14 protein-coding genes are annotated in these 15,692 nt (G+C 68.8%); 7 read left to right on the top strand and 7 right to left on the bottom strand.

The window, feature by feature from the left end:
- Window position 1 precedes the first annotated feature (1 nt).
- On the bottom strand, window positions 2-2,365 hold the full coding sequence (locus tag AC1DBE_RS09055; protein WP_476970316.1) for a transglycosylase domain-containing protein: 2,364 nt from the start codon (window positions 2,363-2,365) through the stop codon (window positions 2-4).
- 37 nt (window positions 2,366-2,402) lie between these two features.
- Here AC1DBE_RS09055 and AC1DBE_RS09050 point away from each other — a divergent pair, with 37 nt between their 5' ends.
- The 3 genes from AC1DBE_RS09050 to AC1DBE_RS09040 are packed head-to-tail and all read left to right on the top strand — an operon-like array spanning window position 2,403 to window position 4,079.
- Window positions 2,403-2,558, top strand: coding sequence for a DUF4177 domain-containing protein (locus AC1DBE_RS09050; RefSeq protein WP_476880481.1), 156 nt, complete (start codon window positions 2,403-2,405; stop codon window positions 2,556-2,558).
- A gap of 2 nt (window positions 2,559-2,560) precedes the next feature.
- Window positions 2,561-3,151: a RidA family protein gene (locus AC1DBE_RS09045; protein WP_476903176.1), complete on the top strand. Its 591-nt coding sequence runs from the start codon at window positions 2,561-2,563 to the stop codon at window positions 3,149-3,151.
- 16 nt (window positions 3,152-3,167) lie between these two features.
- On the top strand, window positions 3,168-4,079 hold the full coding sequence (locus AC1DBE_RS09040) for an NUDIX hydrolase (protein WP_476903175.1): 912 nt from the start codon (window positions 3,168-3,170) through the stop codon (window positions 4,077-4,079).
- Window positions 4,080-4,163: 84 nt separating this feature from the next.
- Here the strand turns inward: AC1DBE_RS09040 and AC1DBE_RS09035 are convergent, their stop codons facing one another.
- Window positions 4,164-4,841: a Crp/Fnr family transcriptional regulator gene (locus AC1DBE_RS09035; RefSeq protein WP_011693220.1), complete on the bottom strand. Its 678-nt coding sequence runs from the start codon at window positions 4,839-4,841 to the stop codon at window positions 4,164-4,166.
- Window positions 4,842-5,092: 251 nt separating this feature from the next.
- Here AC1DBE_RS09035 and AC1DBE_RS09030 point away from each other — a divergent pair, with 251 nt between their 5' ends.
- Window positions 5,093-6,277 (top strand): MarP family serine protease, encoded by a 1,185-nt coding sequence (locus tag AC1DBE_RS09030; protein WP_476903174.1) that lies wholly within the window; start codon window positions 5,093-5,095, stop codon window positions 6,275-6,277.
- 24 nt (window positions 6,278-6,301) lie between these two features.
- On the opposite strand, the gene AC1DBE_RS09025 is transcribed toward AC1DBE_RS09030, so the two are convergent.
- The 3 genes from AC1DBE_RS09025 to acs all read right to left on the bottom strand — a co-directional run bounded on the left by AC1DBE_RS09025 (window position 6,302) and on the right by acs (window position 9,990).
- Window positions 6,302-7,348 carry a DUF2332 domain-containing protein gene (locus tag AC1DBE_RS09025; RefSeq protein WP_476970315.1) on the bottom strand — a complete coding sequence of 349 codons (1,047 nt, stop codon included), beginning with the start codon at window positions 7,346-7,348 and terminating at the stop codon, window positions 6,302-6,304.
- A 2-nt stretch (window positions 7,349-7,350) separates the two neighbouring features.
- Entirely contained in the window at window positions 7,351-7,824 is a 474-nt protein-coding gene (aroQ, locus tag AC1DBE_RS09020; RefSeq protein ID WP_476970314.1) for a type II 3-dehydroquinate dehydratase, read from the bottom strand.
- Between the two features lie 135 nt (window positions 7,825-7,959).
- On the bottom strand, window positions 7,960-9,990 hold the full coding sequence (gene acs / locus AC1DBE_RS09015; RefSeq protein ID WP_476970339.1) for an acetate--CoA ligase: 2,031 nt from the start codon (window positions 9,988-9,990) through the stop codon (window positions 7,960-7,962).
- Window positions 9,991-10,430: 440 nt separating this feature from the next.
- Between acs and AC1DBE_RS09010 the strand changes: the two genes are divergently transcribed.
- The 3 genes from AC1DBE_RS09010 to AC1DBE_RS09000 all read left to right on the top strand — a co-directional run bounded on the left by AC1DBE_RS09010 (window position 10,431) and on the right by AC1DBE_RS09000 (window position 13,481).
- Window positions 10,431-11,957, top strand: coding sequence for a hypothetical protein (locus AC1DBE_RS09010; protein WP_476970313.1), 1,527 nt, complete (start codon window positions 10,431-10,433; stop codon window positions 11,955-11,957).
- Between the two features lie 79 nt (window positions 11,958-12,036).
- Complete coding sequence (gene nth / locus AC1DBE_RS09005) at window positions 12,037-12,804, top strand: endonuclease III (RefSeq protein WP_476970338.1); 768 nt, start codon at window positions 12,037-12,039, stop codon at window positions 12,802-12,804.
- A complete protein-coding gene (locus tag AC1DBE_RS09000; protein WP_476970312.1) occupies window positions 12,801-13,481 on the top strand; it encodes an NUDIX hydrolase in 681 nt (226 codons plus the stop codon). The genes nth and AC1DBE_RS09000 overlap by 4 nt, the downstream gene beginning before the upstream one ends.
- Window positions 13,482-13,503: 22 nt before the next feature.
- Here the strand turns inward: AC1DBE_RS09000 and AC1DBE_RS08995 are convergent, their stop codons facing one another.
- Window positions 13,504-13,695 carry a YegP family protein gene (locus tag AC1DBE_RS08995; protein WP_476878278.1) on the bottom strand — a complete coding sequence of 64 codons (192 nt, stop codon included), beginning with the start codon at window positions 13,693-13,695 and terminating at the stop codon, window positions 13,504-13,506.
- Between the two features lie 144 nt (window positions 13,696-13,839).
- Window positions 13,840-15,549, bottom strand: a complete 1,710-nt coding sequence (locus tag AC1DBE_RS08990) for a bifunctional 3'-5' exonuclease/DNA polymerase (RefSeq protein ID WP_476970311.1) — start codon at window positions 15,547-15,549, stop codon at window positions 13,840-13,842.
- Window positions 15,550-15,692 lie beyond the last annotated feature (143 nt).

The raw sequence follows: 15,692 nt of genomic DNA, 5'->3' as shown, positions 1-15,692 counted from the left end.
GCTACGGCTTCTTGTTGCCGGGCTTAGTCGGCTGCGCGGACGGCGCGGAGGACGGGGCCGGGCTCGGCGACGACGGCGCCGTGTTGGCGTTGCTGTTCCCGCCGCCGTTGCTGCCGCCCGTGTTGGTGTTCGGCTGCTGGTAAGGCGTGGGTTCGGTCAGCAGGTTCGACGGCGGTTCCGGGAACGGTTCGGTGCCGTACCCGGGCGCGATCTGGGACATGAACCGGGAGAACATGGGACCGGCAATCATGTAACCGTCGATGCCCTCGTAGAACTGGCCGTTGACCGTGATGTTCTGGCCCGAACGTCCCTGGGCGCCGAGCGGGTCACCAAACCAGGCGGCGGTGGCCAGGCCCGTGGTGTGGCCAACAACCCAGGTGGAACCGTTGTTGTTGGAGGTACCGGTCTTGGCCGCGATCGGGAAGTTGGTCACCGTCGAAATGCGTGGCTGGATCAGCGAGCCGGAGCCGCGGTTCAGGACTTCCTGCAGGGCGTAGTTCACGCCCCTGGCCACCTCGGGCTTGAGCGCGTCGCGGCAGTTCGTGGCCTGGCCGGGCAGCTTGCCCCCGGTTGCGTCCGTTACCGAGGTGATCGCGATCGGCGCGCAGTACCGGCCGTCGTTGGCGAAGGTGGCAAAGGCACTCGCCATGGTCAGCGGAGCGGTCTGGGTGGAGCCCAGGAGGTTGGAGATCTGGGACATATTGATCTTCGGGGTCGGCTCCTTGATGTGGCCGTTCGCGTCGAGGACAATCTTCCCGTCCTGGTCCCTGGTGGGCAGCCCCGAGTGCAGTCCGACCGCGTCGACGACCTTCTGGATCCCGCAGAAATCGAGCTGGGCGGCGGATGCGAACGTGATGGTGTTGATGGAGTTGTACAGGCCCTTGAGGACGGACATCGGCTTGTAATAGTCCGGTTCGGCGTTCTGCAGGTCCTCTGCGGCGCCCAGTTGCGCGTCATGTTCGGGGGTGCTGTACGCGCCGGTGTTGGTGCCGCAGGTGTTCTTCCACGGGAAGTTCAGGGGGTACTGGCGCACGGAGCCGTCGACCACGGTGTTCATCGACTTGCCCTCGTCCAGCCACTCGGCGAAGGTGAACGGCTTCATGGTGGAGCCGGGCTGGGCGCCGCCGAGGCCGTTGAGGTCGTTGCCCTTGTCATCGAACCTGTCGACGTTGAAGTTCAGCTGCGTGTTGAACTTTCCCTTGGTTTCCAGCCATGAAGTGTTCTGGGCCATGGTGACGATCTTGCCGGTGCCCGGTTCCACGGACACCATGGACGCGCCCCACTTGTCCGGGTTCGCGCCGGCGGCGGAGTCAACCTGCGTCTGGGCGACCTTCTGGGCCTTCGGGTCCAGGGTGGTCTTGATGGTCAGGCCGCCGCGGAAGATCTTCCGTTCGCGTTCCTTGGTGTCCGCACCGTAGGCGGGGTTGTTCAGCAGCAGGTGCAGCACGTAGTCGCAGAAGTACGGCGACGTCGGCGAATAGGCGCAGCCCTGGCGCGGCTGGGTCACCTTGGTCTTGACCGGCGTGGCGACGGCGGCGTCGTACTGGGCCTGTTTGATCTTCTTCTGCGACAGCATGGCCTTGAGGACCAGGTTGCGGCGGACCTTGGCGTTGTCCGGGTTGGTGATGGGGTCGTAGAACGACGGGCTGTTCACGACGCCGGCCAGGAGGGCCGCCTGCGGCAGGGTCAGGTTCTTGGCGGAGGTGCTGAAGAAGAACCGCGAGGCAGCCTCGATGCCGTAAGCGTCACGGTTGAAGAAGACGATGTTGAGGTAACCCTCGAGGATTTGTTCCTTGGAGAACTTCTTCTCCAGCGCGATGGCGAGCTTCATCTCGCGGAGCTTGTCACCGACGCCCTTGTTAACACCGTTCAGCAGGACCTTGTCGCCCTTGCCCTCGGACTCCAGGGAGGAGTTGATGACGTTGTTCACGTACTGCTGGGTGATGGTCGAGGCACCCTGCTTGTTGCCGCGGGCAGTGCTGACCAGTGCGCGGAGAATACCGGTGGTGTCGACGCCGCCGTGTTCGTAGAAGCGGCTGTCTTCAATGGCGACTACCGCGTCCTTGATGTACGGCGACATCTGGTCCAGCGAAACCCGGGTCCGGTTCTCCTGGTACAGGTTGGCGATGACGCTGCCGTCGGCGGCCAGGATCTTGGTCGACTGGCTCGGCGGCTCAACCTTCAGTTCCGCCGGAAGGGTCTCAAAGAATTTGATCGAACCGCTCGCGGCATTGCCGGAAACGGCGGCCGCCGGGACCAGCAGCCCCGCCACGAGGACACCACAAATCGCGCTCACGCCCAGGAAAAGGATGAGCTTTCCGAGGGTGGTGGCCGTGTCGAATAAAGGGTTCTTACCAGTCGCCATGTTTTCCACTTTACCGGCAAGGACTAGGCTTTACTTCATGACCAAATGGGAGTACGCCACGATTCCGCTCATTATCCACGCGACCAAGCAGATCCTGGACCAGTGGGGCGAGGACGGCTGGGAGCTCGTCCAGGTTGTTACAGGCCCCGATGGAAACGGCCTGGTTGCCTACTTGAAGCGGGAGAAGAACTAGCAATGACCACCCCCGAAACAGCGGCGCCGGCCACGGCTGTGAGCACCGCAGCTCCGGCCGCCAGCACCGCCGGCCCGGCCGAAAGTGCCACGGCAACCGGCGCGTCGTCCGCCGTCGAACAACGCCTTGCCGAGCTCGGCCTGACGCTTCCCGACGTTGCCGCCCCGGTGGCCGCATACGTCCCCGCCGTGATCTCCGGCAACCACGTGTACACGTCCGGCCAGCTGCCGTTCATCGGCGGCAAGCTGGAAGCGACCGGCAAGGTCTCCGGCGGCACCGAGGCCGCCTCGGATGAGCCCACCGTCTCACCGGAGGCGGCCAAACGCTACGCGGAGATCTGCGCCGTCAACGCCCTGGCTGCCGTCAAGAGCGTCATCGGTGACCTCGACCGGGTCACCCGCATCGTCAAGGTGGTCGGCTTCGTCGCTTCGGACCCCTCGTTCACCGGCCAGCCCGGTGTTATCAACGGCGCTTCCGAGCTCCTGGGCAAAGTCCTCGGCGACGCCGGCCAGCACGCACGCTCCGCCGTCGGCGTTGCAGTCCTGCCGCTCGACTCCCCGGTCGAGGTCGAACTGATCGCCGAATTCGCCTAAAGGCCGGTCGCTTCCTTTGCCGCACTTAGCACGACGCCTGTTTGTCCTCCCCCCGGATCTTGAGGAGGCCGCCCGCAGCTGGATTGACCACGGCGAGCGGACCCCCCGGGCGCCCCGGTTCGCGTCCTCCGTGGTCCTGCTGCGCGATTCGCCCACCGGGCTGGAAACCTGGCTGGGTTACCGGCCCGGCTCGTCGCCGCTCGGCGTGCTCGCCTTCCCCGGCGGCTCGCTCGAATCCTCCGACGACGACGCCGTCGGCTGGCTTGGTCCGCCGCCACAGTGGTGGGCCGACCAGATGGGAACGCCCGACGTCGGGCTGGCGCGCCGCCATGTGGTGGGCGCCATCCGTGAGCTGTTCGAGGAGACGGGCGTCCTGCTGGCCGGCCCGGACCTGTCCACCACCGTGGAGGCCACGTCCACGTCCGAGTGGATGCGCGCCCGCGAAGCGGTGGCAGACCAGGAAAAGTCGTTCACCGACGTGCTTGCCAAGCGCGGCCTGTCGGTTCGTACCGACCTGCTCAAACCTCTGGTGAACTGGCTTAGCCCCGACTTCGCCCACCGCCGCTTCAACACCCGCTACTTCGCTGCGACCATCCCGATGAACCAGCAGCCCTCGATGCTGGCCAGTAAGGGCGTGTGGGCGCGGTGGGTTTGTGTCCGCAAGGCCGTGGAGGGCCGTGACACGACGGTCCTCGGCGACGAGGTGGGCCAGCCGAACACGGTGGGGCTGACGCTCGGCCAGCTCCTGGTACCCGGCTCGGAGATCATGCTGGAGAAGATGGCCGCAGCCAACGGCTGCATCGCCTACCTGAGCTACAAGCGCAAGGCCCACGCCTACCAGCCGACCCTGGTGGAAGAGGACGGCCGGCTCATGCTCGAAGTCGAAGCCGCCAAGACCGTGGCGGGGGAACCGCAGCGCGAACGGTAGAACGCAGCACCAGTCCGGATACAGCGAAGGGCCGGCTCCGATCGTCCGGAGCCGGCCCTTCGTATGCCTACAGGCGCAGGGGGCCTAGCGGGAACGCTGGCGCAAACGCTGCATGTCGAGGATCACAACGGCCCGGGCCTCGAGGCGCAGCCAGCCGCGCTGGACGAACTCGGCGAGGGCCTTGTTGACCGTTTCGCGGGAGGCGCCGACCAGCTGGGCCAGCTCTTCCTGGGTCAGCTCGTGGGCCACCAGCACGCCGTCGGTCGCCGGTCGGCCGAAGCGGTCGGCCAGATCCAGCAGCGCCTTGGCCACACGTCCCGGAACGTCCGAGAAGACGAGGTCGGAGAGTGAGTCGTTGGTGCGGCGCAGGCGGCGGGCCAGGGCCTGCAGCAGCTGTGCGGAAACCTCCGGGCGGGTCCGCAGCAGGGCGTTGAGGCTCTCGTTCTTCAACCCGGCCAGGCGGGTCTCGGAGACCGCGGTGGCGGTGGCGGTACGCGGGCTCGGGTCGAACAGGGCCATTTCGCCGAACARTTCRCCCGGGCCGAGGATGGCSAGCAGCGAYTCGCGGCCGTCGGGGGASGTGCGGCCAAGCTTCACTTTGCCGGAGACGATGAAGTAGAGCTGGTCACCCTGGTCGCCTTCCCGGAAAACCGAGGCTCCGCGTGAGAGGTCCACCTCGGTGAGTTCGTCCGTCAGCAGACGGAACGCCTCGTCGTCGAGCGTGGCGAAAAGGGGTGCGCGGCGCAATACCTCGATATCCATGAAATCTCCTGACTTACTGTGTCGGCTGGGGCGCTTCAGCCATTGTTTCAGAATTTTGCGGCTTCTGTGACGTACTTGGCACCGAAACGCGCTTTGCGGCGGGCACGTGACGGCCCGGCCCCGGCCCGGACCACGCATCCGGCCACGGTCGACATCACCGCCCGCGCCCCGTCCAGCCCGGAACCCGGCCCCGACAAACAGTCAGCCTGCGCCGGTAGAATAAGGGTCCTACCAGTCCCTAAGGAGCCCCGGTGTTCGGCTTGACCATCCTGGACCTGGCGTTGATTTTGACGCTCTTGTCCTACCTGATCTACGGCTTGCGGAACGGCTTCCTGGTGACGCTGGGCGGCATCGCGGGCTTCGCCGCCGGTGCCGTGGCCGCCTTTATGTCCGTGCCGATCGTCAGCGACCTCGTGGACGACCCGGGCTGGCGCCTCACCGCGATCATCGCCACGGCCGTGCTCCTGATCATGCTGGGCCACGGGCTGGGCACCATGATCGGCCGGCGGATCCGCAGCGTCGTCCGGATCAGCCCGCTCCGCCTGGTCGACCGGGTGGTCGGCGGCGGGGTCAACCTCGCCGTGTCCGCCCTTGTGATGTCCATGCTGGCCTTCAGCATCAGCGCCCTCGGTGTTCCTTTTGTGTCCCAGCAGCTTGCCGATTCGAAGGTGATCGGCTTCATCGACGGCGTCACGCCCACGCCGCTGAAGACGTCCATGGCGCAGCTGCGGTCGGCCGTGATCGGGGACGGCATCCCCACCCTGTTCGAGGGAGGCGTCGGCAGCCGGCCGGTGCCGGTTCCGGATGCCAGCACCGACACCCCGGCACTGAACAAAGCCGCCGCTTCCGTACTGAAGATCGCCGGCACCGCGTACCAGTGCGGCCAGAACCAGACCGGCACCGGTTTTGTGGTCTCGCCAGGCCGCGTCGTGACGAACGCGCACGTGGTGGCCGGCGTGCCGGAGCCTGTGGTCGAGGTCCCCGGCGGCGGGGCGCTTCCCGGCCGGGTGGTCTACTTCGACAGCCGGCACGACCTCGCCGTGCTGGCCGTGGACGGACTGCCCTCCGCTCCGCTGCCCATGGGCCAGGACCTGCCCGCCGGCAGCCCGGCCGCCTTCGCGGGCTACCCGCACGGCGGTCCGTTCCAGTCGAAGCCGGCAACCGTGCGCGACATCACCACCGTCCTGGTCCCGGATATTTACGGGAACAACGCCGCCGCCGAGGACGTCTACCGGCTGGCGGGCGACGTCCAGCCGGGCAACTCCGGCGGCCCCTTGCTGACCACGTCCGGGCAGGTGGCCGGCGTCGTCTTCGCCAAGTCAACCTCTGAACCCTCGCTCGGATTCGCCATCACCATGAATGATCTCGCCCCCGTCGCCGCCCGCGCTGCCGGGCTGGGCACCGCCGTTTCGCCGGGTCAGTGCATCAAGAAATAGCCGCGAGGTGTTCGTAGCCGCACCTTAGCCCGCAGGCGCTTCGACCCACTCCAGGCTTTGGCCGTGCGGGCCGGCGATCGCCACGGGCAGCCCGTCTTCGAGCAGGAGGAAGCGGCCGCCTAGACGCGATTCGTCCATTTCCGGCACCACGCTGGAGCCGTCGGCCTGCACGATCACCATGTGGCCCTCGTTCGAGATCCAGTGGCAGCCGCGTTCGGCTGCCAGCAGGCCAATCGTGTCGCGGAAACGCTCCCGGCTCTCCGCGTCGAGGTAGGCCATCACGGCGCTGTGGAATACCACCAGGGCGGCGTCCGGCGGTGCCTGGTCCGCCAGGGCCACGAGTTGTTCGTTGAGGTCCCCGGCAACCAGCAGGGGCGGATCCGCGCGGGCGACGCTGATCGCTTGGCGCAGCCGCTGGCGGCGGAAGTCCTGCTCCGGCCAGATCAGGGCCTCCAGCCAGGCGACGTCGTCGGCGTTCCGGATGTCCAGGGGATTGAGGTCGATCCCGGCGCGCCAGGACACCTCCGGCAGCACGGCTGGCAAAGGCACCGGGCCGGTCGTGGAACACCGCAGGACAGGGTAGGTCCCGGCCGCGGCGCCCGCAGGATCGAGGCGCGTCAGGGCACCGGGCCCGGCGTCGAACTCGTAACCGTAGCGGTCCGGGTACAGGGTGAGCCCGGCCGACGCGCCGACCTCGATCAGGGCCAGTGGCCGGCGCTCCGCTGCGGCGATCCGCGCCAGGGACGGCAGGAGCGCGGCGCAGCGGCCGGCCTCGTTCGTCTGCGTGGAGCGCGCGAGGACGGTCCGGGAGACGGCGTCCCAGTGACGGTCCAGGAACTGCCGGAACTCCGGGTAGGGGCTGATCCCGGCGCCCAGGAAGCGGGCGGCCGCCAGCATCAGCAGCGGCTGGCGTTTGTTGTGCGGCCACTGATCGATCCGCCGGAGCAGCGCGGGATCGTCGGCGATGCCCAGCGACCACTCCGCGTAGCAGGCGGAGTTGCCGGGCGCGTCGACGGTACCGAAGTGCCGGTACCAGTTCGAGGTCCGGGTGGGCCCGGCATCCGGGGCCATGGTCAGCCCCGGGGCGCGTTCAGTTCGGCGAGGTATTCGACGGCGAAACGGTAACCCAGGACGCCGGCGCCGGCGATGACGGCTTTGCTGACATCGGACAGATAGGAGTGGTGCCGGAACGGTTCACGGGCGTGCACGTTGGTGATGTGGACCTCGACGGCGGGCACCTGCACGGCCGTGAGGGCATCCCGGATCGCCACCGAGGTGTGGGTGTAGGCGCCGGCGTTCAGCACGATGCCGACGGCCTTGCCGCGGGCCGCGTGGATGGCGTCGATGAGCGCGCCTTCATGGTTGGACTGGAAGCACTCGACGTCGAACCCGAGGGCCGCGCCTGCGTCCTTGGCAAGCTGTTCGACGTCGGCAAGGGTGGCCGTGCCGTACTTTTCCGGCTCGCGGGTGCCCAGCAGGTTCAGGTTGGGACCGTTGAGGACCAGGATGGTGCCGCGGCCGGGGTCCGAGGGGGTGGCTTCGCTCATGCCTGCCAATGTACCGCGTTGGCGCGGCCGGACGCTGATGTGTCTTGCTGCGGCCGCCGCCCCGCCGGCTGAGCCCCCACCGGCTGGTGGGGGCTCAGGGGGCCGACGGCCTATGCGTTAGACCTTGAGCGCGGGCTACTTCTTGAGCGAGCTCGCTATCTGGGCCATCACGGTGTTGTCGGCCAGGGTGGTGGCGTCGCCCACTTCGCGGCCTTCGGCGACGTCCTTGAGCAGGCGCCGCATGATCTTGCCGGAGCGGGTCTTGGGCAGTTCCGGCACCACCAGGATGGTCCGGGGCTTGGCGATCGGCCCGATCTCCTTGCCCACATGGTTGCGGAGTTCCTGGACCATCGCGTCGCCGGAGTCCACGGCGTCCGCGCGCAGGATGACGAACGCGACGACGGCCTGCCCGGTGGTCTCGTCGGCGGCTCCGACGACGGCGGCCTCCGCTACGGCCGGGTGGGAGACGAGGGCGGACTCGATCTCCGCCGTCGAGAGCCGGTGGCCGGAGATGTTCATAACGTCATCCACCCGCCCCAGCAGCCAGATGTCGCCGTCGTCGTCCTTCTTGGCGCCGTCGCCGGCGAAGTACATCGTCTCGAAACGGGACCAGTAGGTCTCTTTGAACCGCTCCGGGTCCCCCCAGATCCCTCGCAGCATGGCCGGCCACGGCTCCCGGATCACCAGGTACCCGCCGGCCCCGTTGGGTACGGATTCGCCGGCCTCATCCACGACGTCCACGGCGATGCCGGGGAGCGGGACCTGCGCGGAACCCGGTTTGGTCGCGGTGACCCCGGGAAGCGGGGCGATCATCTGGGCGCCGGTTTCGGTCTGCCACCAGGTGTCCACGATCGGTGCCGGGTTCTCTTTGGTTTCTCCGTGCGCGCCGGCGTTGGAGCCGATGACCTCCCGGTACCACATCCAGGCTTCGGGGTTGATGGGTTCGCCCACGGACCCCAGGACGCGGATGGAGGACAGGTCCGACTTGGCCGGGATCTCCTTGCCCCACTTCATGAAGGTGCGGATGGCGGTGGGGGCGGTGTACAGGATGGAGACCTTGTACTTCTCCACAATCTCCCACCAGCGGCCCTGGTGCGGGGAATCGGGCGTGCCCTCGTACATCACCTGGGTGGCGCCGTTCAGGAGCGGCGCGTAGGCGACGTAGGAGTGGCCGGTGATCCAGCCGATGTCGGCCGTGCACCAATAGACGTCCGTTTCCGGGTGCAGGTCGAAGACGGCCTTGTGGGTGTAGGCGCCCTGGGTGAGGTAGCCGCCGGTGGTGTGCAGGATGCCCTTGGGTTTGCCTGTGGTTCCGGAGGTGTAGAGGATGAACAGCGGATGCTCGGCGTCGTGGCCGACGGCGGTGTGCTCGGCCGAGGCGGCGTCGACGGTGTCGGACCACCAGTGGTCCCGGCCCTCATGCCAGTCGACATCCTGGCCGTTGCGTTTGACCACGACGACGTTCTGGACCGTGTGCCCGTCGCCGCTGCCCTCGTGGGACAGGGCTTCGTCGACGGCCTGCTTCAGCGGACTGGGCTTGCCGCGGCGGTAAGTACCGTCGGCCGTGACCACCAGCTTCGCCTCGGCGTCGTCGATCCGGGACCTCAGGGCTTCGGCGGAGAACCCGCCGAAGACAACCGAGTGGATGGCGCCGATCCGGGCGCAGGCCAGCAGAGTGATAACGGCCTCGGGGATCATCGGCAGGTACACCGCCACCCGGTCGCCCTTGGCCACACCGAGGGATTCAAACGCGTTGGCGGCCTTCTTGACCTCCTCCGTCAGCTGCGCGTAGGTGTAGGTGCGCGTGTCCCCGGGCTCACCCTCGAAGTAGATGGCCACCCGGTCCCCGTTGCCGGCCTCCACGTGGCGGTCCAGGGCGTTGTACGCGGCGTTGATCTCGCCGCCGACGAACCATTTGGCGAACGGGGGCGTGGACCAGTCCAGTGTCTGGGTGAAGTCCTTGCTCCAGCTCAAGAGCCCGCGGGCCTGTTTGGCCCAGAAAGCCGGCCTGTCGGCGTCGGCCTCGGCGTAGTCCGCCGCGGTGACCACGGCGTTGGCCGCGAACTCCGCCGACGGGGCAAACTTCCGGTCCTCGTGCGAGAGGTTCTCGAAGGCGTCGCCCTGGCGGGGAGTGGTGGTGGTGGAGCCCTGGGGCTGCTGGGACATGGTGAACCTCGTCATTCATCGATCCGTGCTGCACGGACGTCCATGTCCACCGCAATGCCGACCGCCTGCGCGTCGCCGGGCATCGGCTGGTCACGGCCGTACCGCGAGGAGCTGTTCCGAAATACACCCTAACGCGTGGCCCTGACAGAACGTGTGCCCCGTCACACGAGGAACCGTGAACGGTGTTTATTAAGCGCCGAATGGCGGGCGCCCCCAGAAACACGGACTCCGGCCGTCCGGACGACCGGTTTAAGCGCAGGGCGAAAGGGTTCAGCGCCGGTGCTGGAGTGACGGCCGGGCAGCTAGTGATCAGTCCTGCACTTGGCTAGGCTGAGATGGAGTTGTGACATCCGATGGGGGCGACAGGACCGCTGGCGGTCCTTTTTTCGCCTGCCGTTAGGCGGCACCGTCCAGGGTGCGGCCACGCTAAGGAGAACAGAATGTACGAGCAAAGCAACGGGCAGCTCCACACGCCCTCCCGCAACGACGGCCAGGCAGGCCAGTCCGGCCCGGTCCCGGCCGAGGCACGGGGGGAACAGCGCGGGGAGCAGCCACGCTTCACGGTGGACAAACCGAACACGAGGAACAACGAGGCCGTGCTGGGCCCGTTCACCGTCCGGGACCTCACCGTGTTCGGGTCCACCCTGGTGCTCTTCATCGCCTCCCTGATCCCGATGTTCGCGGTCCGGTACAACCTCTGGAACCTGGGCAGCCTCTTTTTCCTGGGCCTCGGAGTCCTGCTGCCCGTCATCGTCACGGCCCTTTTCGTGGCCCGCCGGGTCAGCCCCGGCACAAAAATCCGTGTCGGGTCCCTCTCGATTGACCAGTTCGGCTCCGTGGTGGCGTCCTTCAGCCTGGCGTTCTTCTTCCTGGCTACCGCCGGCGCCTTTGTGCCGAGCCTCCTGCTTGGCTTGATCGGCGCCCTTGGGCTGTTCACCGCCACGGTGCTCGCGCGGTTGTTCCCCAGCCTCGCCGGTGATTTCCTGCACCGCGCCGAGGCTCCCGCCCACATCGTGGCCCGTGACGCCGCGCAGCCGGTCCGCAAGCCCCGGGCACCCAAGGAGCCCAAGGCCGCGGGCGCCGGGAAGCCCAAGGACGGCGGCAGCACGCTGGCCGGATGGGCCAAACGCGTCACGCCGGGCAAAAAGGCCGAAAACCCGGAGACTGCCTCGCATGACTCCGGGGCCCGCGGTCACCAGGAAGCACCTTACGGAGCCGGGACCCCCGCCGGGACGGCAGCGGGAACAGCCGCCGGTGTAGCCGGAGCCTCCGCCGGTGCGGCGGCCGCCTCCCCGTACGCCCGCCCCGCCGGTGCCGAGCCCGCGACCCAGGCGAACGGCGTCGTCCCGTCCGCCTCCACGCCGTCCGCCTCCACGCCGTCCGCGTCCCCGACGCCGACGGCGGCCTACACGCCCCCGGCTGCCGGACAGGACTCCGCGCCCGCCGCGGAGCAGACCCAAGCTGCCACTTCGGCCCCCGCTCCGGCTCCGGCCGGGCACGGCGCTGCCTCCGGCACCGCCGCCGAGCAGACCCAGGCTGCGGCGCCCACCCCGCAGACCGCCGCCCAGACCGCGCCGCAGACCGCGCGTCCGGAGGAAACCCAGGCGGCCGGTATTCCGGCGTCGGCCGCGGTGGCCCCGGCCGCAACGTCGTCGTCCGCCCCGGCCGCGGCCCATGACGCCCCCACCGCCCTCACCCCGCAGGTCCGGTCGCAGGAACCGATCGGCGCCACCGTCGACCCGGCACAGCGCCCGGAAGCGGGAGCCCAGCCGGCCTACGAGGCGTTCTGGTTCGCCGTCGCGCAGCCCCGTACTGCCGTCGACGAACGCAGCGGCGCCCCGGCCTTCGTCATCGAGCCCGGGGGCTGGGTGCTGGCTCTCGAGGACCGCGGCCACGAATTCCTGGTCCAGCACACCGACGGCCGCGTCGGCGTGCTCCGCGACCTCAGCAACATCGAACGCGGCTAGCGGAGCCGTGGCCACCGCACCCGGCGGCGCGGGCTCCGGCAGCGCGAAACCCAGCCCGCGGGCCGATGGGGAGACGGCGCTGGGGCTCAAGCGCCGTGCCCGCCGGATCAACAAGGAACTGGCCGGACAGTATCCCTACGCGCACGCGGAACTGGATTTCCGTAACCCGTTTGAACTCGTGGTGGCGACTGTCCTGTCCGCCCAGACCACGGACCTGCTGGTCAACCAGATCACGCCGCTGCTCTTCGCCCGGTACCCGGACGCGCGGAGCATGGCCGAGGCTGACCCGGCCGAGCTCGAGGCGATCATCAAACCCACCGGCTTTTTCCGGGCCAAAGCACGGAACCTGATGGCGCTGGGCACCAAGCTCGTCGACGACTACGACGGCGAGGTGCCCGGCCGCCTGGAGGACCTGGTGACGCTGCCCGGCGTCGGACGGAAAACGGCGAACGTTGTCCTCGGTAACGCGTTTGGCGTGCCCGGCATCACGGTGGACACCCACTTCGGCCGGCTGGCCCGCCGCTTCGGCTGGACGGACTCGGAGGACCCGGTCCGGATCGAGGCCGACGTCGCGGAACTGTTCGAACCCCGGGATTGGACCATGTTGTCGCACCGCGTCGTTTTCCACGGCCGGCGGGTGTGCCACGCGCGCAAGCCGGCGTGCGGCGCCTGTGCCGTCGCGAACTGGTGCCCGAGTTACGGTGCCGGCGAAACGGACCCGGACAAGGCACGGAAACTCCTGAAGTACGAGCTGGCCCCGGGGCAGGAGGAACTCCTGGCGAAGTTGCTCGCCGAAACGCACCGCGCGGCGGAAATCCGCATGGAATCACAGAAAAGGCAACGATGACCGCCCGCCAGGACCTGATAGACCTCGTGGCCGCGGTGCGGGCCGGAACGGCGCCGGCACCGGATCCGCGGTGGCGCGAGCTGGCGGTGGAGCCCGGCGAGCGGGTGCGGCGGGCCGCCGTGCTAATGCTGTTCGGCTCGCTCGATGACGTCCCTGCGACCTCCGTGAAGCTGCTTGCACCGGCGGACCTGGACGTGCTGTTGCTGCAGCGGGCGCAGACCCTCGACGACCACCCCGGACAGGTCGCCTTCCCCGGCGGCGGCATCGACCCCGGCGAAACCGTCATCGAGGCCGCCCTGCGCGAGGCTGAAGAGGAGACCGGACTGGACCCGCGCGGGGTGGAGGTCCTTGGTGCCATGCCCGAGCTGGCGCTGCCGCGGGGAAATTTCCTGGTGACCCCGGTCCTGGGCTGGTGGGCTTCCCAGTCGCCCGTGCGGGTGGTGGACTACGGCGAATCCTCGCAGGTGTTCCGGGTGCCCGTGCGGGACCTGCTGGACCCCGACAACCGGGTAATGGCCACCGTCAGCCGGGCCGGCCAGACGTTCCAGAGCCCGGCCTTCACCGTCAACGGTGTGGTGGTCTGGGGTTTCACCGGAATGATCCTCAACCAGCTCTTCGACCAGCTGGGCTGGTCCGTCCGCTGGGACCGCACGCGGTTGCACGGGATCGACGTCTAGGAGACTGGGCAGGCACCCGCGGCTACGGCCGCGTCGGGGACCGGTCCACAATATGCCCGGTGGCGGCGTTCTCACGGACCGCGGTGATGCCGGCGGCGGCCCCCTTGACGGTATCGAAAAGGGGCGACACGGCCACCACCGTTCCGTCCGCGGCCGTGAGCCTGAAGAAATACGACTCGTCTCCGGCCGCTGCAATTTCGAATACGCCAGCCACTCTGCTGCCTCCCCGGTTCCCTGCTTCGTTGCATTGCGCGCCGGAACAAACGGGATCTGTCGCCGGGGCTTTTCGAGGGTATCCGGGTGCACGGAGCCGCCGCAACGCTACCGGCGGGTACGTTACCCCGGGCGTCCGGGGCGGCTATTTGGCGTTGTCATAGGAGTCGACGACGGCGATGCTCACGGGGAACTCCACCGGGATCCTGCCGAACAGCAGTTCCTTGGCGGCGGCCGCTGATTCCTCGATGACCCGCGTGCAAACGTCCACGGCCCCGGCCGGGCAATGAACCATCACCTCATCGTGCAGGAAAAAAACGAGTTCGCCGGCGGGCGAGCCCTCGGCACGCAGGGTGCGCAGCCGGCGTCGTAGTTCGGCCAGCCAGCAGGCAGCCCAGTCCGCGGCGGATCCCTGCACCACGAAGTTCCGGGTGAACCGGCCGCGCGACCGGGCCAGCGCCTCGGCCCGGCGTTGTTCTTCCGCGGTGGCGGACTGCTGGCTGCGCAGCCACCCCTCCGAGGGCGGCGGGCTGCTGCGGCCAAGCCGCGAGGTGACCGTCCTGCCGGCCTCGCCGTCGCGGGCAGCCTGCTCCACGTAGCCAACGGCGCGCGGATACGTCTTGGCCAGCTGCGGCATCAGCCGCCCGGACTCGCCGGTGGTGGCCCCGTAGATGGCACCGAGCAGCGCGACCTTCGCCTTGGCCCGGTCGCCGCCAAAGCCCTGCGCGGCGATACCGGCGTACAGGTCCTTGTCCCGGGCTGCCTCGGCCATCCGGGAATCCTGGGCCAGCGCCACCAGAACGCGGGGCTCCAGCTGTGACGCGTCGGCCACGATCAGCTTGTGGCCCGGGTCGGCGTGGACGGCGCCCCGGATCTGGCGGGGGATCTGGAGCGCACCGCCGCCCCGGGAGGCCCAGCGCCCGGACACCACTCCGCCCACCACGTATTCGGGCTGGAAGCGGCCGTTCCTGACCCAGGCGTCCAGCCAGGCCCACCCGTTGGCCGCGTGCAGCCGGGCGAGTTTCTTATAGGCGAGGAGGGGTTCGATGGCCGGGTGGGTGGATTCCTTCAGCTCCCACTGGCGTGTGGTTTTCACCTCGATGCCGTTCCGGTGCAGGGCACGCATCAGATCCTGCGGGGAGTCCGGGTTCAGCGCCGGGGACTGCAGGAGACGGCGCAGCTCGGCGTTCAGGGCCTCCAGCTTCGCCGGACGGTGGCCCTGGGGCGGGCGCGGGCCCAGGTAGTCGGCGAGGATCCGTTCGTGCAGTTCCTCACGCCAGGGAACCCCGGTGTGCTGCATCTCGGCGGCGATCATGGCTCCGGCGGATTCGGCGGCGAGGAGCAGCTGCAGCCGTTGCTTCCGCCGGTCGCCTTCCGGGGCGACCGCGGCCAGGGCCTGCTGCTGTGCGGCGTATTCGGCGCGCAGTTCGTCAGGGGTGTGCCGCGGCGCGGTGCGTGCTCCCGGGGCGTCGAACAGGGCCCCCTGGTCCGCGGGCGGGGGAGGCGGCTGCAGGGACCGCGGCGGCTGGAGAACGTCGTCGTCCTGCGTCAGTTTCTCGGCCGACCGGGCGTACTCGGTGTGTGCGGTGAACTCCGAGTGGGCCAGGATGGCGCCGCACAGGGTCAGGTCATAGCAGCGTTCCAGTTCGACGCCGGCGGCCAGGAGGGCGGGATACCAGTCCTGGGTGCGGTGCCAGATCCAGCGCGGACGGTGCCGTTCGAGCTGGCGGACGACGCCGGGCAGGTCGGTGGCGCTGACGAGGCGGGGATCGGGGGCGGACGGGTCGGGCGCCCCCTCCGCGGTGAGCTGGTGGAGGGCTGCGCCGTCGGGGTGGGCGGCGAGCAGCAGGTACATAGGCTCAATTCTGCCCTGTCTCTGGGGCGGCAGCGGACCGGCCGGGGTGTGGCGGACCGGCTGGGTGACGGCGGGTGGGTGACTGTGCGTGGGCCCCGTTCCGGGTGACTGCTGCCGGAGTTGTCCACATAGCCGCACCTGTT

The organism is Arthrobacter sp. 10T416 (assembly GCF_056394165.1).
This window is presented reverse-complemented; position numbering and strand designations above follow the sequence as displayed.